Genomic DNA, 19,712 nt, shown 5'->3' with positions numbered 1-19,712 from the left:
TATCAACGGTTAGGCCAGTTGGTTATAAACCCGGGCGATGCGGCCGCTGCCGCTGACGTTGACCGGGGATTCGAAGGCGCCGATAAAGCAGGATTCACCCGGTTTGAGCGTCAGGCGCTGCCCGGATTTTTCCAGCGTTGCTTCGCCGCTGACGCAGAACACGATAGCCGCGCTCCGCTGTGCCAGCGCCTGCGGCGCGGCGGTCAAATCGTGCAGTGAGAAGGCGAAATCTTCCACCGGGATCGGGAAGAACAGCTCGTTGCCGCGCCGCTCCGGTTGGGTCAGCAGGCCGGAAGCCGGCTGCGGGCGAAACTGCAGGTTGGCCAGCAGCTCGGGCACGTCGATAAATTTCGGCGTCAGGCCGGCACGCAGCACGTTATCCGAGTTGGCCATCACTTCCAGCGCCACGCCTTTCAGGTAGGCGTGCGGCGTTTCGGCATACAGGAACATCGCTTCGCCCGGCGCGAGCTGCACCACGTTCAGCAGCAGCGGTGAGAACAGGCCGCTGTCGTCCGGATAGAAACCGGCGATGAACCGCACGGTATCCCAGGGTTCACCCTGCTGGTTGTTGAGCGCGGCTTTCAGCACGCCGAGTGCCAGCGACTTCTGCTCGCCGCTCATCGTCAACAGGCTGGCGAACAGGGTAGACAGATGGGCGGTGTCCGGCTGCTGCAGGAAGGCAGCGATATCGTGGTGCGCGCCGGCGATAGGTTGCAGCAGGGAAACGATATCGGCCAATTCACGAAAACCGTTCATCGCCAGGAACGGCGTCAGCGCGAACACCAGCTCGGGCTTGTGATTGGGATCTTTGTAGTTGCGTTCGGCGGCGCTCAGCGGGATGCCGGCGGCGTTCTCTTTCGCGAATCCGACCTCGGCCGCCGCTTTGCTCGGGTGGACCTGGATCGACAGCGGCTGATCGGCGCACAGCACTTTAAACAGGAACGGCAACTCGCCAAAACGGCTGGCGACGTTGGCGCCCAGCTGTTTTGGCTGGTCTTCGTCGATCAGATCGCGCAGCGAACGCAGTTCACCGTCGGCGCCCGGCACGCGGGAAGGGCTCTTGGGATGGGCGCCCATCCACAGTTCGGCCATCGGCTGATTATCCGGGTTGGCGATGCCGTAAAGACGGGTCAGCGCGTCGTGGCTGCCCCAAGCGTAATTCTGTACCGCGTTGGTCATTTTTTGCATGTCGATAAACGTCCTTCTGCGTCATTGCCGCACTATTGGCAATTAACCTTCTGATTTTATACGGTTAACTCAATCTATGCCGACGACCATCATACCCTCGCGTCGGCAGGAAAAATCATGGGCGCGATCAAAACATCGCCGGATAACGTCGCGCCCGGCAACGGGGCCAAAGTATAGCGTGATAACGATCGGCGTCTCAATTGGTGCGCAAGTCTCAACGCGGCCCAGAAAATCCGTCGCAAGATTATTCTTTGGGAGAATGGGTTATTGCCGATAGCCCGCTTATCCTGCGTCATTATTTATTCTTCAACATGTCAAACTATGTCGGCTGAATTTATTTTTTACCGTCTGAGCCATTCCCTTATTATTATTTTCGCGCTGCGCCGGGCGATCACACGCCGAGCTTAAACCGGCGCGTCAGACCCCTTTACCGTAACGGCCAACGAGTCGATTTAACGAAACAAGAGGTCTGTTGCATGAAAAAACTGTTGTTGTTGTTGGGCTTTTGCACCGGCGCAGCTCAGGCGGCGGTGATTGTCGCCTATCCCTACGCGGCTCCGCGCGCCGTGGTGATCGCGCCGGCACCGATCGTCGTTGCACCCGCGCCGGTAGCAGTTCCCACCGCGATCGCACCCGTGGCGCACCCGCTGGCACTTACCGCCGGCGCGGTGGCGACCGGGGCGTATCGGCATAATGAACGGCAGGACGCCTATGACGAGATCAATCATCTGCAGCAACAACGTATCGATGAGCTCAATCATTTACAGGCGCAACGCATCAATAATTTTAATTCGCGTCATCCGCGTTAATGGCTACCCACATTTTTATTCTCCGGACTCATTTCCGGCCGTTTATTTCGGCGCGGGTTAACCGGCGGAAAATAACCGCGTCATTGATGGGTAAAAGAGATGAAACGTGCTGTGAGATAACTCTCTTAATGCGAATAGTTATTATGTCACTATACTGGGAGTGCATGCCGACGGGGGGGTAGCGCGTCGGCCTAACCCTACAATTTTAGGAATTATGCTAAGGAGATCATGATGGCAGGCGTTCGTATCGAAAAAGACTCTATGGGCCCCATCGAAGTCGCGGCCGACAAGCTGTGGGGCGCGCAAACCCAGCGTTCGTTGGCGCATTTCCGTATTTCCTCCGAAAAGATGCCGACCGCGCTGATCCACGCGCTGGCGTTGACCAAGCGCGCCGCCGCGCAGGTGAACGTGGATCTGGGGCTGCTGCCGGCCGAGCGGGGTGCCGCCATCATCAACGCCGCCGACGAAGTGCTGGCGGATCGTCATGCTGACCAGTTCCCGCTGTCCATCTGGCAAACCGGCTCCGGTACCCAGACCAACATGAACATGAACGAAGTGTTGGCCAATCGCGCCAGCGAGCTACTGGGCGGCGTGCGCGGTGAAGAGCGCAAGGTGCATCCGAACGACGACGTCAATAAAAGCCAGAGCTCCAACGACGTGTTTCCCACCGCGATGCACGTGGCGGCGGTGATTGCGTTGCGCGAGCACCTGATCCCCGAGCTGAAAGTGCTGCACAAGACGCTGAGCGACAAGGCCGAAGCCTACCGCGACATCGTTAAAATCGGCCGCACCCACCTGCAGGACGCCACGCCGCTGACCCTGGGGCAGGAAATCTCTGGCTGGGCGGCGATGCTGGCGCACAATCTGAAACACATCGAGGACAGTATTCCGCACATCGCCGAGCTGGCGCTGGGCGGCACGGCGGTCGGCACCGGCCTGAATACCCATCCGGAGTACGCGGTGCGCGTCGCTAAAGCGCTGGCGGAATTGACCCATCAGCCGTTCGTCACCGCGCCGAACAAGTTCGAAGCGCTGGCGACCTGCGATGCGTTGGTGCAAGGGCATGGCGCGCTGAAAGGGCTGGCGGCTTCGCTGATGAAGATCGCCAACGACGTGCGCTGGCTGGCGTCCGGCCCGCGCTGCGGCATCGGCGAGATCTCGATCCCGGAGAACGAGCCGGGCAGCTCCATCATGCCGGGCAAGGTCAACCCGACCCAGTGCGAAGCGATGACCATGCTGTGCGCGCAGGTGCTGGGCAACGACGTGGCGGTGAACATCGGCGGGGCTTCCGGCAACTTCGAGCTGAACGTGTTTCGCCCGATGGTGATCCACAACTACCTGCAGTCGATCCGCCTGCTGGCCGACGGTATGCAGGGCTTCAACGAGCACTGCGCGGTGGGCATCGAACCGAACCGCGATCGCATTACCCAGTTGCTGAATGAATCGCTGATGCTAGTGACGGCGCTCAACACCCATATCGGTTATGACAAAGCGGCGGAAATCGCCAAGAAAGCGCACAAGGAACGGCTGACGCTGAAAGCCGCGGCGCTGAAGCTCGGCTACCTGACCGAAGCGCAGTTCGATGAATGGGTACGCCCGGAGGCGATGGTCGGCAGCATGCAGAAGTAACCGCGTTCATCACCATCTCTTAACGGGGCGCGGTTGCGCCCCGTCTTTTCATGCTAATCCTTCCAGCACCGACAACAGCGCCTGCGGCTCCGGCCGCCGGGTGTAATCGGCGTGCGCTTCGGCGTAGACAATACGGCCATCGGGAGTAATGACGAACCGCGCCGGCAGCGGCAGCGTCCAGCTGTCATCCTGGTTGAACTGCGCCAGATCGAGGCCGAGCCGCTGTTGATACAGGGCGATCAGCGCGTCCGGCAGGCGGTAACGCAGGCCGAATTGAGCCGCCAGGCGATTGCCTGCATCGCTGAGCAGCGGAAAGGTGAGAGCGTGATCGCGCGCGGCCTGGCGGTTATGCACCGCGCTCTGCGGTGAAATGGCCACGAGCTGCGCGCCGTGATGCGTGATGGCGGGGAGTGCGGCCTGCAGCGCCTGCAGATCGAGCGTACAGTAAGGGCACCAGACCCCGCGATAGAAACTGACGACCAGTGGGCCCTTCGCCAACAGCGCCGCGGAAGAGCATGGCCGGTTTTCGCTGTCCGGTAGGATAAAGCCGGGCGCGGCGTCGCCGACCGTCAGCGCGCGTTCGGTAATGCCCGACGCGATCTGCGCCTGGATCGCCTCACGCATCAGCGCGTGATCTTGCGCCGCGAGTTTGAACGGCAGTTGGTCGGCTTCGAATGCCACTTTGAAGGCATCGAGTTTGTCTTGCAGTGTCATGCGTTCTCCTGATGGGAATGAGGGGGAACGCTCATCTTGCCCATTCCTAAATGGCGCGTGTAGACTGCAATAAATGCTAACCGTTATTCCATCAAGGAATGTCATGGGTAAATTTGCCGATTACGAAACCTATGCCTGCGTTTACGAGAGCGGTTCCTTTACCGCGGCAGCGCGGCGGCTGCACGTGGGGCAGCCGGCGGTCTCAAAAGCGGTGGCGCGGCTGGAACAGCAGCTCGGCACGCGCCTGATGCTGCGCTCGACCCACGGCCTGCAGCCGACGGATGCGGGACAGCAGCTGTATCAACGCACCCGACGTATCCTTAACGAGCTGGCGGAGACCGAAGCGCTGGTGCAGAGCGCTGGCGAGACCCTGAGCGGCCGGCTTCGGGTCGCTTCGGCGGCGGTGTTCGCCCGCATCGTTCCCTTGCCTGATTTGACGGCGTTTATGCGCGCCAATCCGCGGTTGAACGTCGATCTGCTGCTGGATGACGGCAATTTGTCGCTGATTGAAGAGGGCATCGATATTGCCCTGTGTATTGGCGAATTGGAGGATTCCGGCTTTACCGCCCGCAAGCTGGGTGAGGTAAAGCAATGCGTGATCGGCACGCCCGGCTATTTTGCCGCTGCCGGTATGCCGCAGCGGCCGGAAGATCTGTTGCAGCATGAGATGGTGATTTACCATCACCGTGGCGGCGGCGAGCAGTGGCGCTTCAGCCGTGGAGAGGAACAGCGCATGCTGCGGCTGCCAGGGCGCATGCGGGTCAACGCGGCGGAGTGCGTGCGCGAGCTGGTGATGGCGGACTTCGGTGCTACCGTCGCCAGCGAAGGCATGTTTCGCAACGAGCTGCAAAGCGGGGCGGCGATTGCGGCCTTAGCGGACTGGCAACTGCCGCCGCTGGCGCTGTGGGCGGTGTTCCCCGGCGGCCATTTCGTTTCGGCCAAGGCGCGGGCCTTTGCCGATTTTGTCCAAATCGCGTTATGCAGGGAGCCGTGATATGTCGCGCGCACAACGTTTACTCGATCTGATGCAGCTGTTGCGTAGCCACCGTTATCCTGTAGCGGGCCATGCGCTGGCGCAGACGCTGGGCATCAGCATGCGCACGCTGTACCGCGATATCGCCACGCTGCAGCAGCAGGGGGCGGAGATCGCCGGCGAGGCGGGCGTCGGTTATGTGCTGCGCCCCGGCTTCATGCTACCGCCGCTGATGTTCTCGCAGGGGGAGACAGAAGCACTGGTGCTGGGGATGCGCTGGGTCAGCCGCCACGGCGACAGTCAGTTGGCGAGTGCGGCGGGCCAGGCGCTGGCCAAGATCGCCGACGTGCTGCCGCCGGCACTGCGGGAGGAGCTTGAGGCCAACACGCTGTTGATAGCGCCGGTTCAGGCGCCGCCGGTGGCGGATGAGCTGCGGGTGCTGATCCGTGACACCATCCGCCGCGAGCGCAAGCTGCATATCGACTATCTTGACCTGGCGGGGCAGCGCAGCGAACGCCTGCTGTGGCCCTTTGCACTGGGCTTTTTCGACCAGTTCCAGATGTTGGTCGCCTGGTGCGAGCTGCGCCAGGCCTTTCGTCATTTTCGCCTCGATCGCATCCAGGCCGCCACGCCGTTGGAACCGCGCTATCCGCGCGGACGGCGGCGGCTGCTGAAAGAGTGGCGCCTCAGCGAGGGCATTGCGGAGCAATAGCGGCACGCTGCTGCCATAAACTGTCAGTCGCGCGCCTTAGTCTGTGCCTATCGGGAACCAGCCGGTTCCTATCATCCAGAGGACAGACCGATGACCCTTCCCAGCATGACCCTGCTTTACGTCGACAACCCGCTGAACAGTGCCGCCTTTTATCAACGTTTACTGGGACAGGCGCCGGTAGAGCTTTCTCCCGGCTTCGCCCTGTTTGTGCTCAACAACGGCTTCAAGCTGGGGATATGGGCCAAACAGGGGGTAAAACCCGCTGCCACGTTGACCGGCGGCGGCGGTGAGCTGGGCTTCTTGTGCCAGGATCCGCAAGAGGTCGAGGCGCGCTATAACCAGTGGCGCGAACTCGGGCTGCCTATCGAGCAAACGCCGACCGAGATGGAATTCGGTTACACCTTCGTCGCACGGGATCCGGACGGCCATCGCCTGCGGGTATATGCCCTCAGCGAGTAGCGTCATCGGCATACAGGTGCAGGCGCGGCACCAGCAGCCGCAGCGGCCGGGCGTCGGGTTTGTAACGGTGTTTCACCGCGTCGACGTCGTAGTTGAGCAGCTCGCCAATCTTCGGCACTGCGGCGCCACTCTCTACCTGACACAGGGCGATCAGCGGCAGCGGGCAGGGGTGCTGCACCTGCTTTTGCTGCTGCTGATACCACACCCGGGCGATCGGCTGCACTTTGACCGGCCGCTTGATTTTCAGCGTCGCGTGCTGCGGCAGACGGCTGACATCGTCTATTTCGCGGCTGACCAGGGTGGCCCACTGTTCACGGCTGTGCGGCGGCACCGCGCGGCCGGCTTTCAGGCTTTTCTCCAGCTGCGCCAGGATGTCGTCCCGCTTGACGTTTTTGATGATGTGCTTGTTGGCCCAGCCGAAGCGCACCGAGTCGGGGTTGGTCAGGGCGGTGAGGGTGCGGTAGGCGCTGAGGGTAATCAGCCCGTGCAGATGGGTGTGTACGAACTCGAAACGCTGCTCCGGCGCCAGACCGGAATCGACGGTGATAATCTGCTCCAGTTCGCCCTTCAGGCGGTTGACCAGCGCCAGCTGCGCCTGCAGCGTCAGATATTCCGGTTGCTCCACCGCCAGACAGATAACGCCGGGCAGCCGCACGGCGGCCTTGCTGCTGACATTCTCCCGGTTATGGTGGATGAACAGCCGCTGATAATGCTCCAGCGCCAGATCGCGCGCCGCTTGTCCCACATGCTGTTCGACCGCGATATGCGAGATAGCCTGATGTTCCTGGCCTTTTTCAACCTCCGGCAGGCTGAACACCCGCGCTGCCAGCAAGCGCAGCGGGGTGATCTGCTGCTGCAATGCGCCCAGCGCCTGCTCTAGCTCGACAAAGCAGGCATTCATTCGGCCAATCACATCGTATCTGCTCATCGTACGCTCCTATTTTAGTTACAACATACTATAGGAGAGTAGCAGGCTGGGGGCAACATCGGCGATGGGGAAATACTCGGCTTAACTGCCCGCCCGGCTTACCAGGGGGAAATAGGGCGGGCAGCAGGGGGAATTCTCTCGCTCGTCTGCCACACATGCGGGTAAGCGTGATTGTCGAAAATAAACCTGGTCTTCTTATAGTTTTGATTCATTGATGGATTTTTTGCTGTTCGTTTGTCTTCTGTTTAATCCATTTCTTGTTTGCCGTTGTCCAATCGCTGGAACAAACAGAATGGCAGGACGCTATGAGCCCTTGGGGTTATCTTTTCTTCTGTCATTAACGGGTGCTTTAACAGGAGATTTACTGTGGATATTAAACAGAAAGTCAAAAACATGACGCTGGAAGAGAAGATCGGGCAAAAAATCATGCTGGATTTTCGCTACTGGGATCGGAACGGTAGCAGCAATCAGGATATGACCGTTCCCGATGAAGCCATTGGCAAGCTGATCGCCGATAACCACGTGGGCGGGGTGATCCTGTTCGCCAATAATCTTAAAGACAAGCAGCAGATCAAAACGTTGACGGCCTGGTATGCCGCGATGAAAACGCACGCCGGCATTCGCCTGTTTATCGGCACGGATAATGAGGGCGGTAACGTTTTCCGGCTGCCGCGCGGCGACTATGCCTCATTCCCCGGCAATATGGCGCTGGCGGCGGCGATTGAGGACGGTGCGGATAAACAGCTCGCCGTTGAACAGGGCAAGCTGATGGCCCAGGATATGCGCGCGTTGCATATCAATACCAACTTTGCCCCGGTCGTGGACGTCAACACCAACCCGTTCAACCCGGTGATTAACGTTCGCGCCTTCAGCGATGATAAGAACACCGTGTCCCGCCTGGCCGAGAAAATAGTGGCGGGGATGAAGCAGCAAGGGCTGATCACCGCTTACAAACACTTCCCTGGCCATGGCAGCACCTCCACCGACTCGCATACCGGTTTGCCGCGCGTCGATCGCACGCGGGAAGAGGCTTTTGCCATCGATATCGCCCCCTATAAGCAAGCTATCGATCGCTGCGCGGCGCCGGACATGGTCATGACCGCGCATATTCAGTATCCGGCTCTGGACAACCGCCAGATCGCTACCCGCAGCGGCGAAAAAATCACGGTGCCGGCCACCATGTCGCATGAAATTCAGACACAGATTCTGCGCAATGAGTTGGGGTATGCCGGCGTAACGATTTCAGACGCGCTGGATATGGGCGCGATTGCTGAGCACTTCACCCAACAGGGGGCGGCTGAAAACGTCTTTGCCGCCGGGGTGGATATCGCCCTGATGCCTGTCAGCATCGCTTCGCCGGCCCAGGCTAACCTGCTGCCGGACCTGATTCGTTATCTTGCGGAAAGGGTGAAAACGGGGCATCTCAGCGAGGCTGATATCGATGCCTCGGTCGAGCGCATTTTGCGCCTGAAATTACGCCATGGCTTGATGGGGCATAGCGATAAACCTTGTTCCAACGACGTCGCGTTGTCAGCGCACAAGCTGGAAAAGCGCATTGCCGATCGCTCCATTACCGTGGTTATCAACCGTCACAGCCTGCTGCCGTTGAAAGACAAAGCGCTGCGCTATTTTATCCTGACCCCGTGGGGTGAGCAGGCCAAAGGCATCGCTAACGTGATGGCACAGGAAGGCTACCAGAACGTCGTTGCCGCGAAGGAAACGGAACTGAGCGATGCTCAGGTCAGGGCGCATATTGCCGATTGCGACGTGTTCCTGCTCGGCACGCTTTCGACCCGCTTTACGCCTGCTGAACAGGATGGGGTCATTACCTCCGCAACCGGAGCGAGTAATGACAGCAGCCCTTATCTGGGCTGGTTGAAATACGCCGCCGAACAGGGGAAAAAGCGCGTTCACCTCTCACTGCGCGCACCTTACGATATCGTGAACTATGCCGCAGACGTGGAGGCGGCCGTCGCCACCTATTCTTACTACGGGTATGACAGCGGCGTGTGGCGCGGTCCCTCGATGATATCTCTGGCACAGGTGCTGACGGGAAAAATCACACCGCACGGAAAACTGCCGGTCAACACCTGGCATGACTACGATGTGGAGACCAACACGGGCAAGATCGCATTCCCTCGCGGGACCGGGCTGAGCTGGTAATGGGACAAGTACCGGCGTCGTCAGAAAGGGCGACGCCGGCAGCTTGCTCGCGTTGAGAAAGCGGGCGGTTTCTTGCTCTGCACGAAACGACATGGGATAACCGTCACTCACGGAAGGAGAATATTTATGCCGACAGGCGCAACAAAACTAGGCGGATGGCTGTTGATGGCCGCCATGCTGGGCGTGAGCGGATGCGCCAAGCCCCCCGAACCGGAGAAACCTGCACAGCCGACACCGCCGGTTACACCGATGCGGGGCATCTGGCTGGCCACGGTCATTGGCTTGGACTGGCCGCCGGCGGCCTCCCTGAAAGCGGAAACGGCGCAAGAGCGGGTGCGCCTGCAGCAGCAGGGGCTGACGGATGCGCTGGACGACATGGTGAAAACCGGGATTAACACAGTGTATTTTCAGGTTAAACCGGACGGAACGGCCCTGTGGCGTTCTGACATCTTGCCTTGGTCTGAGGTCTTGACCGGCACCGTGGGCCAGGATCCGGGTTATGATCCGCTGGCCTTTATGCTGCAAGAAGCGCACCGGCGCGGTATCAAGGTCCACGCCTGGCTGAACCCTTATCGGGTTTCCATGAATACCCTACAGCAAACGATTGATGCACTTAATCAGACGTTGCAGTCCCCACCGGCCAGCGTCTATGCGCTGCATCCTGACTGGATCCGCACGGCCAACGACCGCTTCGTGCTCGATCCTGGCTTACCCGACGTGCGCAACTGGATCACTGGCGTAGTGGCTGAAATAGTCAAAAACTATGATGTCGATGGCATTCAATTTGACGATTATTTCTATTACGAAACGCCGCAATCGCCGCTGGATGATGGGAAGACGTATCGCGCCTACGGCAAAGGGTTTGCAGACAAAGCCGCCTGGCGCAGGGACAACACGCTGCAATTGATAAAACAGGTTTCAGCCACCGTCAAAGCGTTGAAACCCGCGGTTGCGTTTGGCGTCAGCCCGGCGGGCGTATGGCGAAACCAAGCGGACGATCCTGCCGGCTCGGCGACGCGGGCAGGGGCGCCATCGTACGATACGGCCTATGCCGATACGCGCCAGTGGGTAAAACTGGGGCTGCTCGACTATATCGCACCACAGCTGTATTGGCCTTTTGATCGTGAAATTGTCCGCTACGACGTGCTGGCCAACTGGTGGGCCGAGGTGGTGAAAGGCACGCCGGTTCGGCTCTATGCCGGGGTGGCGCTGTATAAAGTGGGCACGCCATCGGCCAGCGAGCCGGCCTGGACCGTCGATGGCGGCGTTCCCGAGCTGAAAAGGCAGTTGGATCTCAACGAGAGCCTGCCGGGGATGGGGGGAACCATCCTGTTCCGGCAACGCTATCTGACCGAGCCGCAAACGGATAAGGCCGTGGAGTACCTGCGCACCCGCTGGAAAACCGGTCAATAATCACAGGCACTGGCAGGACGAGCCGCGGCAAATCGCCGCGGCTTTTTCTTTTCAAAGACGAGCGGCTTCCGGCAGGCGTTTCAGGTAATGCACCACCAGCAGCGCCAGCAACAGCATCAGGCTGATAAACGCCGCTACGCCATTCCAGCCGAAGCTGTGCCAGAACACGCCGCCGAGGGTGCCGGCCACGCTGGAGCCGACGTAATAGCAGAACAGATACAGCGACGACGCCTGGCCTTTGGCGCGGCGCGCACGGCGGCCAATCCAGCTGCTGGCCACCGAGTGGGCGGCGAAGAAACCGGCGGTGAACAGCATCATGCCGATAAAGATCGCCGGCACCTGCGGTAGCGCGGTAATCAGGATCCCGATCAGCATAATCACGATTGACGCCAGCAGCACCGGGCCACGTCCGAAGCGTGAGGTGAGCGCGCCGGCCTTGGGCGAGCTGTAGGAACCGGTGAGGTACACCACCGACAGCAGGCCGACAATCGCCTGGCTCAGGTGGTAAGGATCCGCCAGCAGGCGATAGCCGATATAGTTGAACAGGGTGACGAAGCTGCCCATCAGCAGGAAACCTTCCGCGAACAGCAGCGGCAGGCCCTTATCGTGCCAATGCAGCTTGAAGTTGATCAGCAGGGTGCGCGGGCGCAGCGAGCTGGCGCGAAAATGTCGCGAGGCAGGCAGGATACGCCAGAACATGCAGGCGGCGGCGAGGGCGAACAGGCCGATGACCCCGAGCGATACGCGCCAGGAGAAGAAGTCGGTCAATACCCCGGTCACCAGGCGGCCGCTCATGCCGCCGATCGAGTTGCCGCTGATGTACAGCCCCATCGAGAAGGCGACGAAGCTGGGATGGATCTCTTCGCTGAGATAGGTCATGCCGACCGCCGCCACGCCGCTCAGCGACAGGCCGATCAGCGCGCGCATCAGCAAAATGCCGTGCCAACTGGTCATAAAGGCGCAGATCAGCGTGCAGACCGCCGCCAGCAGCAGCGCTACCACCATCACCGATTTACGGCCGATGGCGTCTGACAGCGGCCCGGTGAACATCAGGCCGATCGCCAGCAGGCCGGTAGAGACCGAAAGCGACAGGCTGCTTTCCGCCGGCGATACGCCGAAGTCTTGCGACAGCACCGGCAGGATCGGCTGCACGCAGTAGAGCAACGCGAAGGTCGCCAGCCCGGCGGAAAACAGCGCCAGCGTTACGCGCATAAACTGCGGCGTGCCGCGTTCGATATAGGGGAGTTTGTTGTTGAGGGTGGAGCGTTTTACGTTTGGCGCAGCGGCCGCGTCATCGTTGGCGGCCAGCGTCGACGGCATCACGGCCGCAGAACGCACAGGGGTTGTCACAGCGTTTCCTTACCGAACTTCGGGGAGATAAACAGACACTTTACAGATAACAAAATGATAGGGAGCGGCGAGTTTTTTGTCTAATATATTAATAATTCAAATTAAGACGTTTTAAATATGAATATCGAACTGAGACACCTGCGTTACTTTATCGCCGTGGCGGAAGAGCTGCATTTTGGCCGCGCCGCCGAGCGGCTGCGGATCTCCCAGCCGCCGCTCAGCCAGCAAATCCAGGCGCTGGAAGAGATGGTCGGCGCACGGCTGCTGGCGCGCAACAATCGTAACGTCAGCCTGACCCAGGCCGGGGAGATGTTCCTCAAAGAAGCCTACCAGGTGCTCGATCAGGTTGGGCGGGCGGCGGAAAAGGCGGCGCGTCTGGATCGCGGTGAGCTGGGGGAAATGACCATCGGCTTTACTTCTTCCGCACCCTTTATCGGCGTGGTGGCGCGCAGCCTGCGCGCCTTTCGTCAGCAGTCCCCGCAGGTGCATATCAAAATGCGCGAAATCAACACCAAACAGCAGATCGAACCGCTGCTGAACGGTGAGCTGGATCTGGGAGTGATGCGCAACACTCGGCTGCCGGAGGCGCTCCACTATCAGCTGCTGCTGCGCGAACCGCTGGTGGCGGTGGTGCCGGAAGGGCATCCGCTGGCGGAAACGCCCGGCGGCGCGCTGCGGTTCCAACATCTGGCGCAGGAGCCGTTCGTGTTCTTCTCGCGCGAAGTGGGCACCGCGCTGTACGACGAAATTCTGCTGCTGCTCGGCAAGGCCGGCATTACCCCATACATCACCCAGGAAGTGGGGGAAGCCATGACCATCATCGGGCTGGTCTCCGCCGGGTTAGGGGTGTCGATTCTGCCGGCCTCTTTCGCCCGGGTGCGGGTGGACGGCGTGCGCTATTTGCCGCTGGCGGAGCCGGACGCCACCACCGAAGTGTGGCTGGTGCATCACCGCCGGCGGCCGCTGACCGCTGCCGCGCAGGCGCTGATGGCGTTGATGCTGAAATGACGTTGAACTTGGGCAAATAAAAATCAATTCACGCTGAAATTGCGAGGAATTTGTGCAGCAAATCACATAACGAATCAAATAGTTGACGCTGTATGACAAAAGCCCCACCATAACCCCTAGTCTTTATTTAGAAGCGCGAAAAATAGTAGGAGCAGGTTTGTGATTGCGGTTGGGCAGCCTGGGCATATCGATCAAATCAAGCAGACCAATGCGGGGGCGGTTTATCGGCTAATCGATCAACTGGGCCCGATTTCGCGCATCGAACTGTCAAAACGCGCACAGCTGGCGCCCGCCAGCATCACCAAGATCGTGCGCGAACTGCTGGAAGCCCATCTGGTCAAGGAAACCGAGTACCAGGAAATCGGCAGCCGGGGCCGCCCGGCGGTGGGGCTGGTGCTGGATACCGAGGCCTGGCATTACCTTTCTGCCCGTATCAGCCGTGGCAGCATCACGCTGGCGCTGCGCGATCTCAGCAGCAAACTGGTGGTGGAGGAGCTGCTGCCGCTGGCGGCCGAACACCCTGAACCGCTGCTGAAACGCATCCTGACCGAAGTCGACCAATTCTTTATCCGCCACCAAAGCAAGCTGGAGCGGCTGACGGCGATCGCCATTACGCTGCCGGGCATGATCGACGTGCAGTCCGGCGTGGTACATCGCATGCCGTTTTACGACGTGCTGGAGATGCCGCTCGGTCCGGCATTGGAAACCCGCACCGGCCTGCCGGTTTACCTGCAGCATGACATCAGCGCCTGGACCATGGCCGAGGCGCTGTATGGTGCCTCGCGCGGCAGCCAGAACGTGATTCAGGTGGTGATCGACCACAACGTCGGCGCCGGGGTGATCACCGGCGGCCACGTACTGCACGCCGGCAGCCACAGCGTAGTGGAGATCGGCCACACCCAGGTCGATCCGTACGGCAAACGCTGTTACTGCGGCAACCACGGCTGCCTCGAAACCGTGGCCAGCATTGAGAACATCCTGGAGATTGCCCAGCAGCGGCTGAGCGGTTCGATGAGCTCCAGCCTGCACGGCGCGCCGCTGACCGTTGAATCGCTGTGCGATGCCGCGCTGGCGGGCGATCAGCTGGCGCGGGACATCATTCTTGGCGTTGGGCACAGCGTGGGGCGCATTCTGGCGATCATGGTCAACCTGTTCAATCCGGAGAAGATCCTGGTGGGCTCGCCGCTCAACCGCGCGGCGGAGATCCTCCACCCGGCCATCGCCTCCTGCATTCGCCAGCAGGCGCTGCCGGCCTACAGCGAGCAGGTCAAGGTCGAATCCACGCAGTTCTTCAATCAGGGCACCATGCCCGGTGCGGCGCTGGTGAAAGAGGCGCTGTACAACGGTTCGCTGCTGGTGCAATTGCTGCAAGGCTAACATCAGAACTTCTTATTAATTCCGCAAAAGATTGAGCTACCTCAAGCCCCTATGGGGGCGCATCCCCTAGAATTTTTCCGAAAGACTTCTTCGCCGCCGATGCGGCGACACATTGTTAACGGGGCATTCTGGGGCATTTTATTCATGTTGAAGCGTTTATTTGTGACAGGCACGGATACCGACGTCGGTAAAACCGTGGTTTCCCGCGGGTTGATGCAGGCGCTGGCCGCCGAAGGCCGTTCAGTGGCCGGCTACAAGCCGATCGCCGCACGCTGCCAGGAAACCAGCGAGGGCATCCGCAATAAAGACGCTTTGGTGTTGCAGGCATCCTCAACCCTGCCGCTGTCCTACGAGGAGATCAATCCCATCACCTGCCTGGATGAGGTGTTTCACGCGCATGCGACCGAGGATATCAACTACGGCCTGATGAGCAGCGGCCTGCGGGATCTGTCCGCCAAGGCCGATACGGTGGTGGTGGAGGGCAGCGGCGGTTGGCGCGTGCTGATGAACGACCTGCGGCCTTACGCCGAATGGGTGGTGCAGGAACAGCTGCCGGTGGTGCTGGTGGTGGGCATCAAGCTGGGCTGCGTCAGCCACGCGCTGCTGACCGCGCAGTCGATCATCAACGACGGCCTGCCGCTGCTGGGCTGGGTGGCCAACCGCATCAATCCGGGGTTGGCACACTACGCCGAAACCATCGAGGCACTGCAGCAGCGCATTCCCGCGCCGCTGCTGGGTGAAGTTCCGTACCTGCCGCGTGCGGAGCAGCGCGAACTGGCGCACTACCTCGATATTTCCACGCTGCTGTAAGCTCGATCAGGCGCAAAGCGCCGCCAACAACCGGGCGGCGATCAGCAGGCCCAGTCCATACACCGTGTGGGTGAGCAAGCTGAGCAACCGTGCTCTTCGCGGATAGGCGGTTTTCGCTGCCGCTACGCCAAAACCCAGCGCGGGCTGCATCACCAGAAACGGCGCCGCCAGGCTCAGCCAGCCGCTCAACAGCGCGATGAGCGGCTCCGGCGCCGCATACCACCCGATGCCCGCCAAACCGATCGGGATAAAGGCAAACGCGATGCCGATGGCGTAATGCAATATCCAGCCGATTGCTCTCTCCCCCCGGCGCGGCGGCGCCGTAACGATGGTGGCGTGAAACCAGCGGCCGTCGGACATGCCGAGAAACCAGCGGCCCACCAGCGCATAATCGAGGGAAGGGATGCCGAAGCGCCGCTTCAGCAGCAGCGCCCACAGATCCATGCAGAGGGTGGCGCCGGCGCCGGTTAACAGGATGCGCACTAACAGATCGGGGGTCATACAGGTGTCCTTAACGCAGTGACGTGATAATGTGCGCACAGTGTGCAACTTAAAGTCGGCTTCAAGTCAATGGCAAAAGAACTGGATATCGGCGCGGTGGCGCGCCTGAGCGGGATCGCGCCGTCCGCGCTGCGGCATTACGAAAAAAAGGGGCTGATCGCGTCGATAGGCCGCCACGGTTTGCGCCGCCAATACGACGCCGGGGTACTTGACCAACTGCGGCTGATCGCGCTGGCGCGCCTGGCCGGTTTTACGTTGGACGAGATGAACGCCTTGTTTGACGAACGGGGCAAGATAGCGATCGATCGCGGGCTGCTGGCGGCGCGGGCGGATGAGCTGGATCGTCATATCCAACGCCTGATGCAGGTGCGCGACGGGCTGCGGCACATGGCCGATTGCCCTGAACCCGAGCACCTGCAGTGCCCGCAGTTCAGGAAAATCCTGCAGCAGGGCGAGTTTTAAGCTTCGCGTTTGGGCGGCGGCGCCGAATGATACACCGACACCGGTCGCAGGCCGCGCGACACGGTGGTGGCGATCACGCAGGCCAGCAGAATGCCGGGCAGCAGCGCGTATTCGCCGGTCATTTCAAACACCATCAGCGCCGCCATGATCGGCGCATGGGTGGTGGCGGCCAGCAGCGTAGCCATGCCGGTCAGCGCCAGCAGCAGCGGCACCGCCGTATCCATGCCCGGCCACAGGCCAAACAGCTGTCCGATGATCGAGCCGAGCGCGGCGCCGACGAACAGCGTCGGGGTGAAGACCCCGCCGGGTGCGCCCGACCCGCTGCTGGCGAGGATTGCCAACAGTTTACATACCAGGATCGCCCCCAGCAGCAGCACCCCCGGCGGCGCGATCAGCAGCGCCTGCACCACGCTGTAACCATTGCCCCACACCTGCGGGAATAACAGCGAAAGCAGCCCGACGATCAGGCCGCCCAGCGCCAGCTGCAACGGCGGCTTCAACCGCAGCGAGCGGAAGGCATGGCCGGTGGCGGTCATCAGCCATAAAAACAGCGGCCCGCCGGCGCCGGCCACCACGCCGACCAGCGCCATCAGCAGGTATTGCGTCGGCAGGGGGGCCGCGAGCGGCGTCACCAGATAGAGCGGCGCCTGACCGCCGTTGAGCAGGTTGGTCATCAGCAGCGCGCTGACCGCGGCGATCACCACCGGGCCGAGCGAGGCCAGCATCAGGGTGCCGAACAGGATCTCGGCGATAAACAGGCTGCCCGCCAGCGGCGCATGATAGGCGCTGGCCATCCCGGCGGCGGCGGCGCAGGCCACCCACAGTTTCCATTCTTTCTCGTGCGTAAAGCGCTGGGCAAACAGCGAGCCCACCAGCGCCGCCAGCAGGATCATCGCGCCTTCGCGGCCGATGGCGCTGCCGCTCGATACCACCAGCAGCGACGCCAGGCACTTCACCAGGCTGGCGCCGGTGTCCAGCTTGCCGTTGCCGGTCTCGATCGCTTCCATATAGTCGGTGGGCGCCGCCGGGCGCTGGTGGCGGTAGCGCTGGTGAATATACAGCAGCAGGCCCGCCGCCAGGCCGCCCAGCGCCGGCGTCAGGGCGCGCCGCCAGCCGGGCAGCGCGGCGGCGGCGGCCACCAGGCTGCCGTCGGCATTGCCGAGCAGCAGCCACTCGAGGCCAATCATCGAACGGTGGAACAGCCACACCGCCAGGGCGGCGGCGATGCCGATGAACACGGCGATAAACAGGCTGCGCAACAGGGCGCGATAGTGGTGCAGGTGGACCAGTCTTTTCATGCGTGGGCGGCGTCGTGAGAAAAATCAAAGGGTCATCAGCGCATTGTGCTTGGCGCTCCGGCCGATGACCAGTGAATCTTTATCAAACTGCGGCATGGGCGGGGCGGTCGGCGCCCCTGGGTGAGTTATTGCGGCGTCAGCACCCGGCGCGTGCGGCCGGAGCTGAGGTAGTCGGCGATGTAATCCTGCGAGATTTCGCCGCTGTAGCGGCCGTCTTCATCGACGATCGGCATCCAGGAGGTGTTATGCTCGTACAGCTTCGACAGCACCACGCGCAGGTTCTCCTCCGCACGGGCGGTGACGCGGAAACGGTGCAGGCTGTCGGCGCAGACGCCCGGCGCGCCGCGCGCCTCACGGCGTTTGACGTACCCCAGCGGTTTGCCGTCGGCGTCCACCACCGTCACCGAGCGGGCATCGATATCGTCCATCAGTCCGAACGCCTCCACTAGCGGCGTCTCCCGTCGCACCGTCACCGTTTCCTGTTGATCGGCCACGTCGCCGGCCTGCACCAGCAGCAGGCGCTTCAGCGTGCGATCCTGGCCGACAAAAGAGGCGACGAAGTCGTTCGCCGGCCGTGCCAGCAGCTCATCGGCGCTGGCGTTCTGTACGATTTTGCCCTGGCGGAACACCGCGATGCGATCGCCGAGCTTCAGCGCTTCGTCGATGTCGTGGCTCACCAGCATCACGGTCTTTTTCAGCTGGCGCTGCATGTCGAGAAATTCGTTCTGGATGGTTTCGCGGTTGATCGGGTCCACCGCGCCGAAGGGTTCATCCATCAGCAGCACCGGCGGATCGGCCGCCAGCGCGCGGATCACGCCGATGCGCTGTTGCTGCCCACCGGACATCTCTTTCGGGTAGCGGTGCAAAAAGCGCTTGGGATCCAGCGCCACCATGCTCATCAGCTCCTCGGCGCGATCGTGGCAGCGTTTTTTGTCCCAGCCCAGCATGCGCGGCACCACGGTGATGTTCTCCTCGATGGTCATGTTGGGGAACAGACCGATCTGCTGGATGACGTAGCCGATTTTGCGGCGCAGGCTGACGGTATCCAGCGCGCTGGTGTCTTCGCCATTGATCAGAATGGTGCCGCCGGTGGGTTCGATCAGGCGGTTGATCATCTTGAGCGTGGTGGTTTTGCCGCAGCCGGAAGGGCCGAGCAGCACGCAGATTTCGCCTTCCGGCACGTCCAGATCGATGTTGTCGACGGCGTTGAACGGCGTGCCGTTCTTCTGCATAAACTGTTTGGTCAGATTTTCCAATTTAATCATGAGCGGATCCCCTTGGGCGTAAGCGCAATTTGCAAGCGGTGCAATAACCAATCGAGGACGATCGCCAGCAGGCTGATCATCACGGCGCCGGTAATCAACTGGCGGATGTCGCTGCTGCTGATGCCGTTGAGCAGCAGCAGGCCGAGACCGCCGGCGCCGATCACCGCGGCGATCGCCATCACGCCGATATTCATCACCACGGCGGTGCGAATGCCGCCGAAAATCACCGGCAGCGCCACCGGGATCTCCACCCAGCGCAGGCGTTGCCAGAACGTCATGCCGATGCCGCGGCCGGCTTCGCGCAGCCCGCCGGGCAGGTTGTCGAGCGCGGTGTGGGTGTTGCGCACGATCGGCAGCAGCGAGTAGAGGAACACCGCGGTGATCGCCGGCACGTAGCCGATACCGTGGCCGATTAAGGAAAACAGCGGGATCATCAGCCCGAACAGGGCGATGGAGGGCACGGTGAGCACCAGCGTGGCCAGGCTCAGCACCGGCGTCGCCAGCCATTTGTGGCGGACGATCAGCACGCCGAGCGGCACGCCGATCAGGATTGCCAGGCCGACGGCGACGCCGACCAGCAGCAGGTGCTCCAGCGTCAAGCCGGCGATATAGGCCCAGTTTTGCCAGGCGTAAAGTAAGGTATTCATCATGTC

19 protein-coding genes are annotated in these 19,712 nt (G+C 61.4%); 11 read left to right on the top strand and 8 right to left on the bottom strand.

From position 1 onward, the window contains the following. Positions 1-9: 9 nt before the first annotated feature. Positions 10-1,188 (bottom strand): mannose-6-phosphate isomerase, encoded by a 1,179-nt coding sequence (gene manA, locus ACJ8IL_RS06840; protein WP_025302701.1) that lies wholly within the window; start codon positions 1,186-1,188, stop codon positions 10-12. Positions 1,189-1,664: 476 nt separating this feature from the next. On the opposite strand from manA, the gene ACJ8IL_RS06835 reads away from it, so the two are divergent. Then, positions 1,665-1,997: a hypothetical protein gene (locus ACJ8IL_RS06835; RefSeq protein ID WP_025302702.1), complete on the top strand. Its 333-nt coding sequence runs from the start codon at positions 1,665-1,667 to the stop codon at positions 1,995-1,997. A gap of 231 nt (positions 1,998-2,228) precedes the next feature. Beyond that, positions 2,229-3,626: a class II fumarate hydratase gene (gene fumC, locus ACJ8IL_RS06830; protein ID WP_197780527.1), complete on the top strand. Its 1,398-nt coding sequence runs from the start codon at positions 2,229-2,231 to the stop codon at positions 3,624-3,626. A 48-nt stretch (positions 3,627-3,674) separates the two neighbouring features. Here fumC and ACJ8IL_RS06825 read toward each other — a convergent pair whose 3' ends face one another. Next, complete coding sequence (locus ACJ8IL_RS06825) at positions 3,675-4,340, bottom strand: peroxiredoxin-like family protein (protein ID WP_060432986.1); 666 nt, start codon at positions 4,338-4,340, stop codon at positions 3,675-3,677. Between the two features lie 103 nt (positions 4,341-4,443). On the opposite strand from ACJ8IL_RS06825, the gene ACJ8IL_RS06820 reads away from it, so the two are divergent. The 3 genes from ACJ8IL_RS06820 (at position 4,444) to ACJ8IL_RS06810 (ending at position 6,484) form a co-directional block, all read left to right on the top strand. Further along, entirely contained in the window at positions 4,444-5,334 is an 891-nt protein-coding gene (locus ACJ8IL_RS06820) for a LysR family transcriptional regulator (RefSeq protein ID WP_197831960.1), read from the top strand. 1 nt (position 5,335) lies between these two features. Beyond that, positions 5,336-6,025 (top strand): helix-turn-helix transcriptional regulator, encoded by a 690-nt coding sequence (locus ACJ8IL_RS06815; protein ID WP_197811013.1) that lies wholly within the window; start codon positions 5,336-5,338, stop codon positions 6,023-6,025. A 90-nt stretch (positions 6,026-6,115) separates the two neighbouring features. Further along, on the top strand, positions 6,116-6,484 hold the full coding sequence (locus ACJ8IL_RS06810) for a VOC family protein (RefSeq protein ID WP_197780523.1): 369 nt from the start codon (positions 6,116-6,118) through the stop codon (positions 6,482-6,484). On the opposite strand, the gene tus is transcribed toward ACJ8IL_RS06810, so the two are convergent. Next, positions 6,474-7,412, bottom strand: coding sequence for a DNA replication terminus site-binding protein (gene tus, locus ACJ8IL_RS06805; protein WP_197780521.1), 939 nt, complete (start codon positions 7,410-7,412; stop codon positions 6,474-6,476). The genes ACJ8IL_RS06810 and tus overlap by 11 nt on opposite strands. A 366-nt stretch (positions 7,413-7,778) precedes the next feature. Between tus and ACJ8IL_RS06800 the strand changes: the two genes are divergently transcribed. Together ACJ8IL_RS06800 and ACJ8IL_RS06795 are read left to right on the top strand one after the other, a co-directional pair. Then, positions 7,779-9,575: a glycoside hydrolase family 3 N-terminal domain-containing protein gene (locus ACJ8IL_RS06800; protein WP_442516439.1), complete on the top strand. Its 1,797-nt coding sequence runs from the start codon at positions 7,779-7,781 to the stop codon at positions 9,573-9,575. A 126-nt stretch (positions 9,576-9,701) separates the two neighbouring features. Next, positions 9,702-10,988, top strand: coding sequence for a glycoside hydrolase family 10 protein (locus ACJ8IL_RS06795; RefSeq protein WP_392396792.1), 1,287 nt, complete (start codon positions 9,702-9,704; stop codon positions 10,986-10,988). Positions 10,989-11,039: 51 nt separating this feature from the next. Here the strand turns inward: ACJ8IL_RS06795 and ACJ8IL_RS06790 are convergent, their stop codons facing one another. Next, entirely contained in the window at positions 11,040-12,308 is a 1,269-nt protein-coding gene (locus ACJ8IL_RS06790; RefSeq protein ID WP_192974108.1) for an MFS transporter, read from the bottom strand. A 147-nt stretch (positions 12,309-12,455) separates the two neighbouring features. Here ACJ8IL_RS06790 and ACJ8IL_RS06785 point away from each other — a divergent pair, with 147 nt between their 5' ends. The 3 genes from ACJ8IL_RS06785 to bioD all read left to right on the top strand — a co-directional run bounded on the left by ACJ8IL_RS06785 (position 12,456) and on the right by bioD (position 15,533). Then, positions 12,456-13,346 carry a LysR family transcriptional regulator gene (locus tag ACJ8IL_RS06785; protein WP_141969036.1) on the top strand — a complete coding sequence of 297 codons (891 nt, stop codon included), beginning with the start codon at positions 12,456-12,458 and terminating at the stop codon, positions 13,344-13,346. Between the two features lie 159 nt (positions 13,347-13,505). Beyond that, on the top strand, positions 13,506-14,723 hold the full coding sequence (mlc, locus tag ACJ8IL_RS06780) for a sugar metabolism global transcriptional regulator Mlc (protein WP_342095681.1): 1,218 nt from the start codon (positions 13,506-13,508) through the stop codon (positions 14,721-14,723). Positions 14,724-14,867: 144 nt separating this feature from the next. Further along, positions 14,868-15,533: a dethiobiotin synthase gene (gene bioD / locus ACJ8IL_RS06775; protein ID WP_141969034.1), complete on the top strand. Its 666-nt coding sequence runs from the start codon at positions 14,868-14,870 to the stop codon at positions 15,531-15,533. Between the two features lie 6 nt (positions 15,534-15,539). Here bioD and ACJ8IL_RS06770 read toward each other — a convergent pair whose 3' ends face one another. Continuing rightward, the gene (locus ACJ8IL_RS06770) at positions 15,540-16,034 is read right to left on the bottom strand and encodes a DUF2938 family protein (protein ID WP_442516438.1); all 495 of its coding nucleotides are present in this window, start codon (positions 16,032-16,034) and stop codon (positions 15,540-15,542) included. A gap of 69 nt (positions 16,035-16,103) precedes the next feature. Between ACJ8IL_RS06770 and ACJ8IL_RS06765 the strand changes: the two genes are divergently transcribed. Further along, complete coding sequence (locus ACJ8IL_RS06765) at positions 16,104-16,496, top strand: helix-turn-helix domain-containing protein (protein WP_442516437.1); 393 nt, start codon at positions 16,104-16,106, stop codon at positions 16,494-16,496. Here the strand turns inward: ACJ8IL_RS06765 and clcB are convergent. The 3 genes from clcB to osmW form a co-directional block, all read right to left on the bottom strand. Continuing rightward, the gene (gene clcB / locus ACJ8IL_RS06760; RefSeq protein WP_141969031.1) at positions 16,493-17,794 is read right to left on the bottom strand and encodes a voltage-gated ClC-type chloride channel ClcB; all 1,302 of its coding nucleotides are present in this window, start codon (positions 17,792-17,794) and stop codon (positions 16,493-16,495) included. The two genes, ACJ8IL_RS06765 and clcB, sit on opposite strands and share 4 nt — an antisense overlap. Before the next feature lie 125 nt (positions 17,795-17,919). After that, positions 17,920-19,059, bottom strand: coding sequence for an osmoprotectant ABC transporter ATP-binding protein OsmV (gene osmV / locus ACJ8IL_RS06755; protein ID WP_351163866.1), 1,140 nt, complete (start codon positions 19,057-19,059; stop codon positions 17,920-17,922). Then, complete coding sequence (gene osmW, locus ACJ8IL_RS06750; RefSeq protein WP_015377782.1) at positions 19,056-19,706, bottom strand: osmoprotectant ABC transporter permease OsmW; 651 nt, start codon at positions 19,704-19,706, stop codon at positions 19,056-19,058. Before osmW ends, osmV begins: the two co-directional genes overlap by 4 nt. Positions 19,707-19,712 lie beyond the last annotated feature (6 nt).

Origin of the sequence: Serratia sp. CY47444, assembly GCF_052168635.1 — a bacterium.
GTDB lineage: Bacteria > Pseudomonadota > Gammaproteobacteria > Enterobacterales > Enterobacteriaceae > Serratia > Serratia bockelmannii.
This window is presented reverse-complemented; position numbering and strand designations above follow the sequence as displayed.

What these genes read in the sequence shown, in the direction of transcription:
- manA (WP_025302701.1), bottom strand. Translation starts at nt 1,188, where the DNA reads ATGCAAAAAATGACCAACGCGGTACAGAATTACGCTTGGGGCAGCCAC.
- ACJ8IL_RS06835 (WP_025302702.1), top strand. Translation starts at nt 1,665, where the DNA reads ATGAAAAAACTGTTGTTGTTGTTGGGCTTTTGCACCGGCGCAGCTCAG.
- fumC (WP_197780527.1), top strand. Translation starts at nt 2,229, where the DNA reads ATGGCAGGCGTTCGTATCGAAAAAGACTCTATGGGCCCCATCGAAGTC.
- ACJ8IL_RS06825 (WP_060432986.1), bottom strand. Translation starts at nt 4,340, where the DNA reads ATGACACTGCAAGACAAACTCGATGCCTTCAAAGTGGCATTCGAAGCC.
- ACJ8IL_RS06820 (WP_197831960.1), top strand. Translation starts at nt 4,444, where the DNA reads ATGGGTAAATTTGCCGATTACGAAACCTATGCCTGCGTTTACGAGAGC.
- ACJ8IL_RS06815 (WP_197811013.1), top strand. Translation starts at nt 5,336, where the DNA reads ATGTCGCGCGCACAACGTTTACTCGATCTGATGCAGCTGTTGCGTAGC.
- ACJ8IL_RS06810 (WP_197780523.1), top strand. Translation starts at nt 6,116, where the DNA reads ATGACCCTTCCCAGCATGACCCTGCTTTACGTCGACAACCCGCTGAAC.
- tus (WP_197780521.1), bottom strand. Translation starts at nt 7,412, where the DNA reads ATGAGCAGATACGATGTGATTGGCCGAATGAATGCCTGCTTTGTCGAG.
- ACJ8IL_RS06795 (WP_392396792.1), top strand. Translation starts at nt 9,702, where the DNA reads ATGCCGACAGGCGCAACAAAACTAGGCGGATGGCTGTTGATGGCCGCC.
- ACJ8IL_RS06790 (WP_192974108.1), bottom strand. Translation starts at nt 12,308, where the DNA reads ATGCCGTCGACGCTGGCCGCCAACGATGACGCGGCCGCTGCGCCAAAC.
- ACJ8IL_RS06785 (WP_141969036.1), top strand. Translation starts at nt 12,456, where the DNA reads ATGAATATCGAACTGAGACACCTGCGTTACTTTATCGCCGTGGCGGAA.
- bioD (WP_141969034.1), top strand. Translation starts at nt 14,868, where the DNA reads ATGTTGAAGCGTTTATTTGTGACAGGCACGGATACCGACGTCGGTAAA.
- ACJ8IL_RS06770 (WP_442516438.1), bottom strand. Translation starts at nt 16,034, where the DNA reads ATGACCCCCGATCTGTTAGTGCGCATCCTGTTAACCGGCGCCGGCGCC.
- ACJ8IL_RS06765 (WP_442516437.1), top strand. Translation starts at nt 16,104, where the DNA reads ATGGCAAAAGAACTGGATATCGGCGCGGTGGCGCGCCTGAGCGGGATC.
- clcB (WP_141969031.1), bottom strand. Translation starts at nt 17,794, where the DNA reads ATGAAAAGACTGGTCCACCTGCACCACTATCGCGCCCTGTTGCGCAGC.
- osmV (WP_351163866.1), bottom strand. Translation starts at nt 19,059, where the DNA reads ATGATTAAATTGGAAAATCTGACCAAACAGTTTATGCAGAAGAACGGC.
- osmW (WP_015377782.1), bottom strand. Translation starts at nt 19,706, where the DNA reads ATGAATACCTTACTTTACGCCTGGCAAAACTGGGCCTATATCGCCGGC.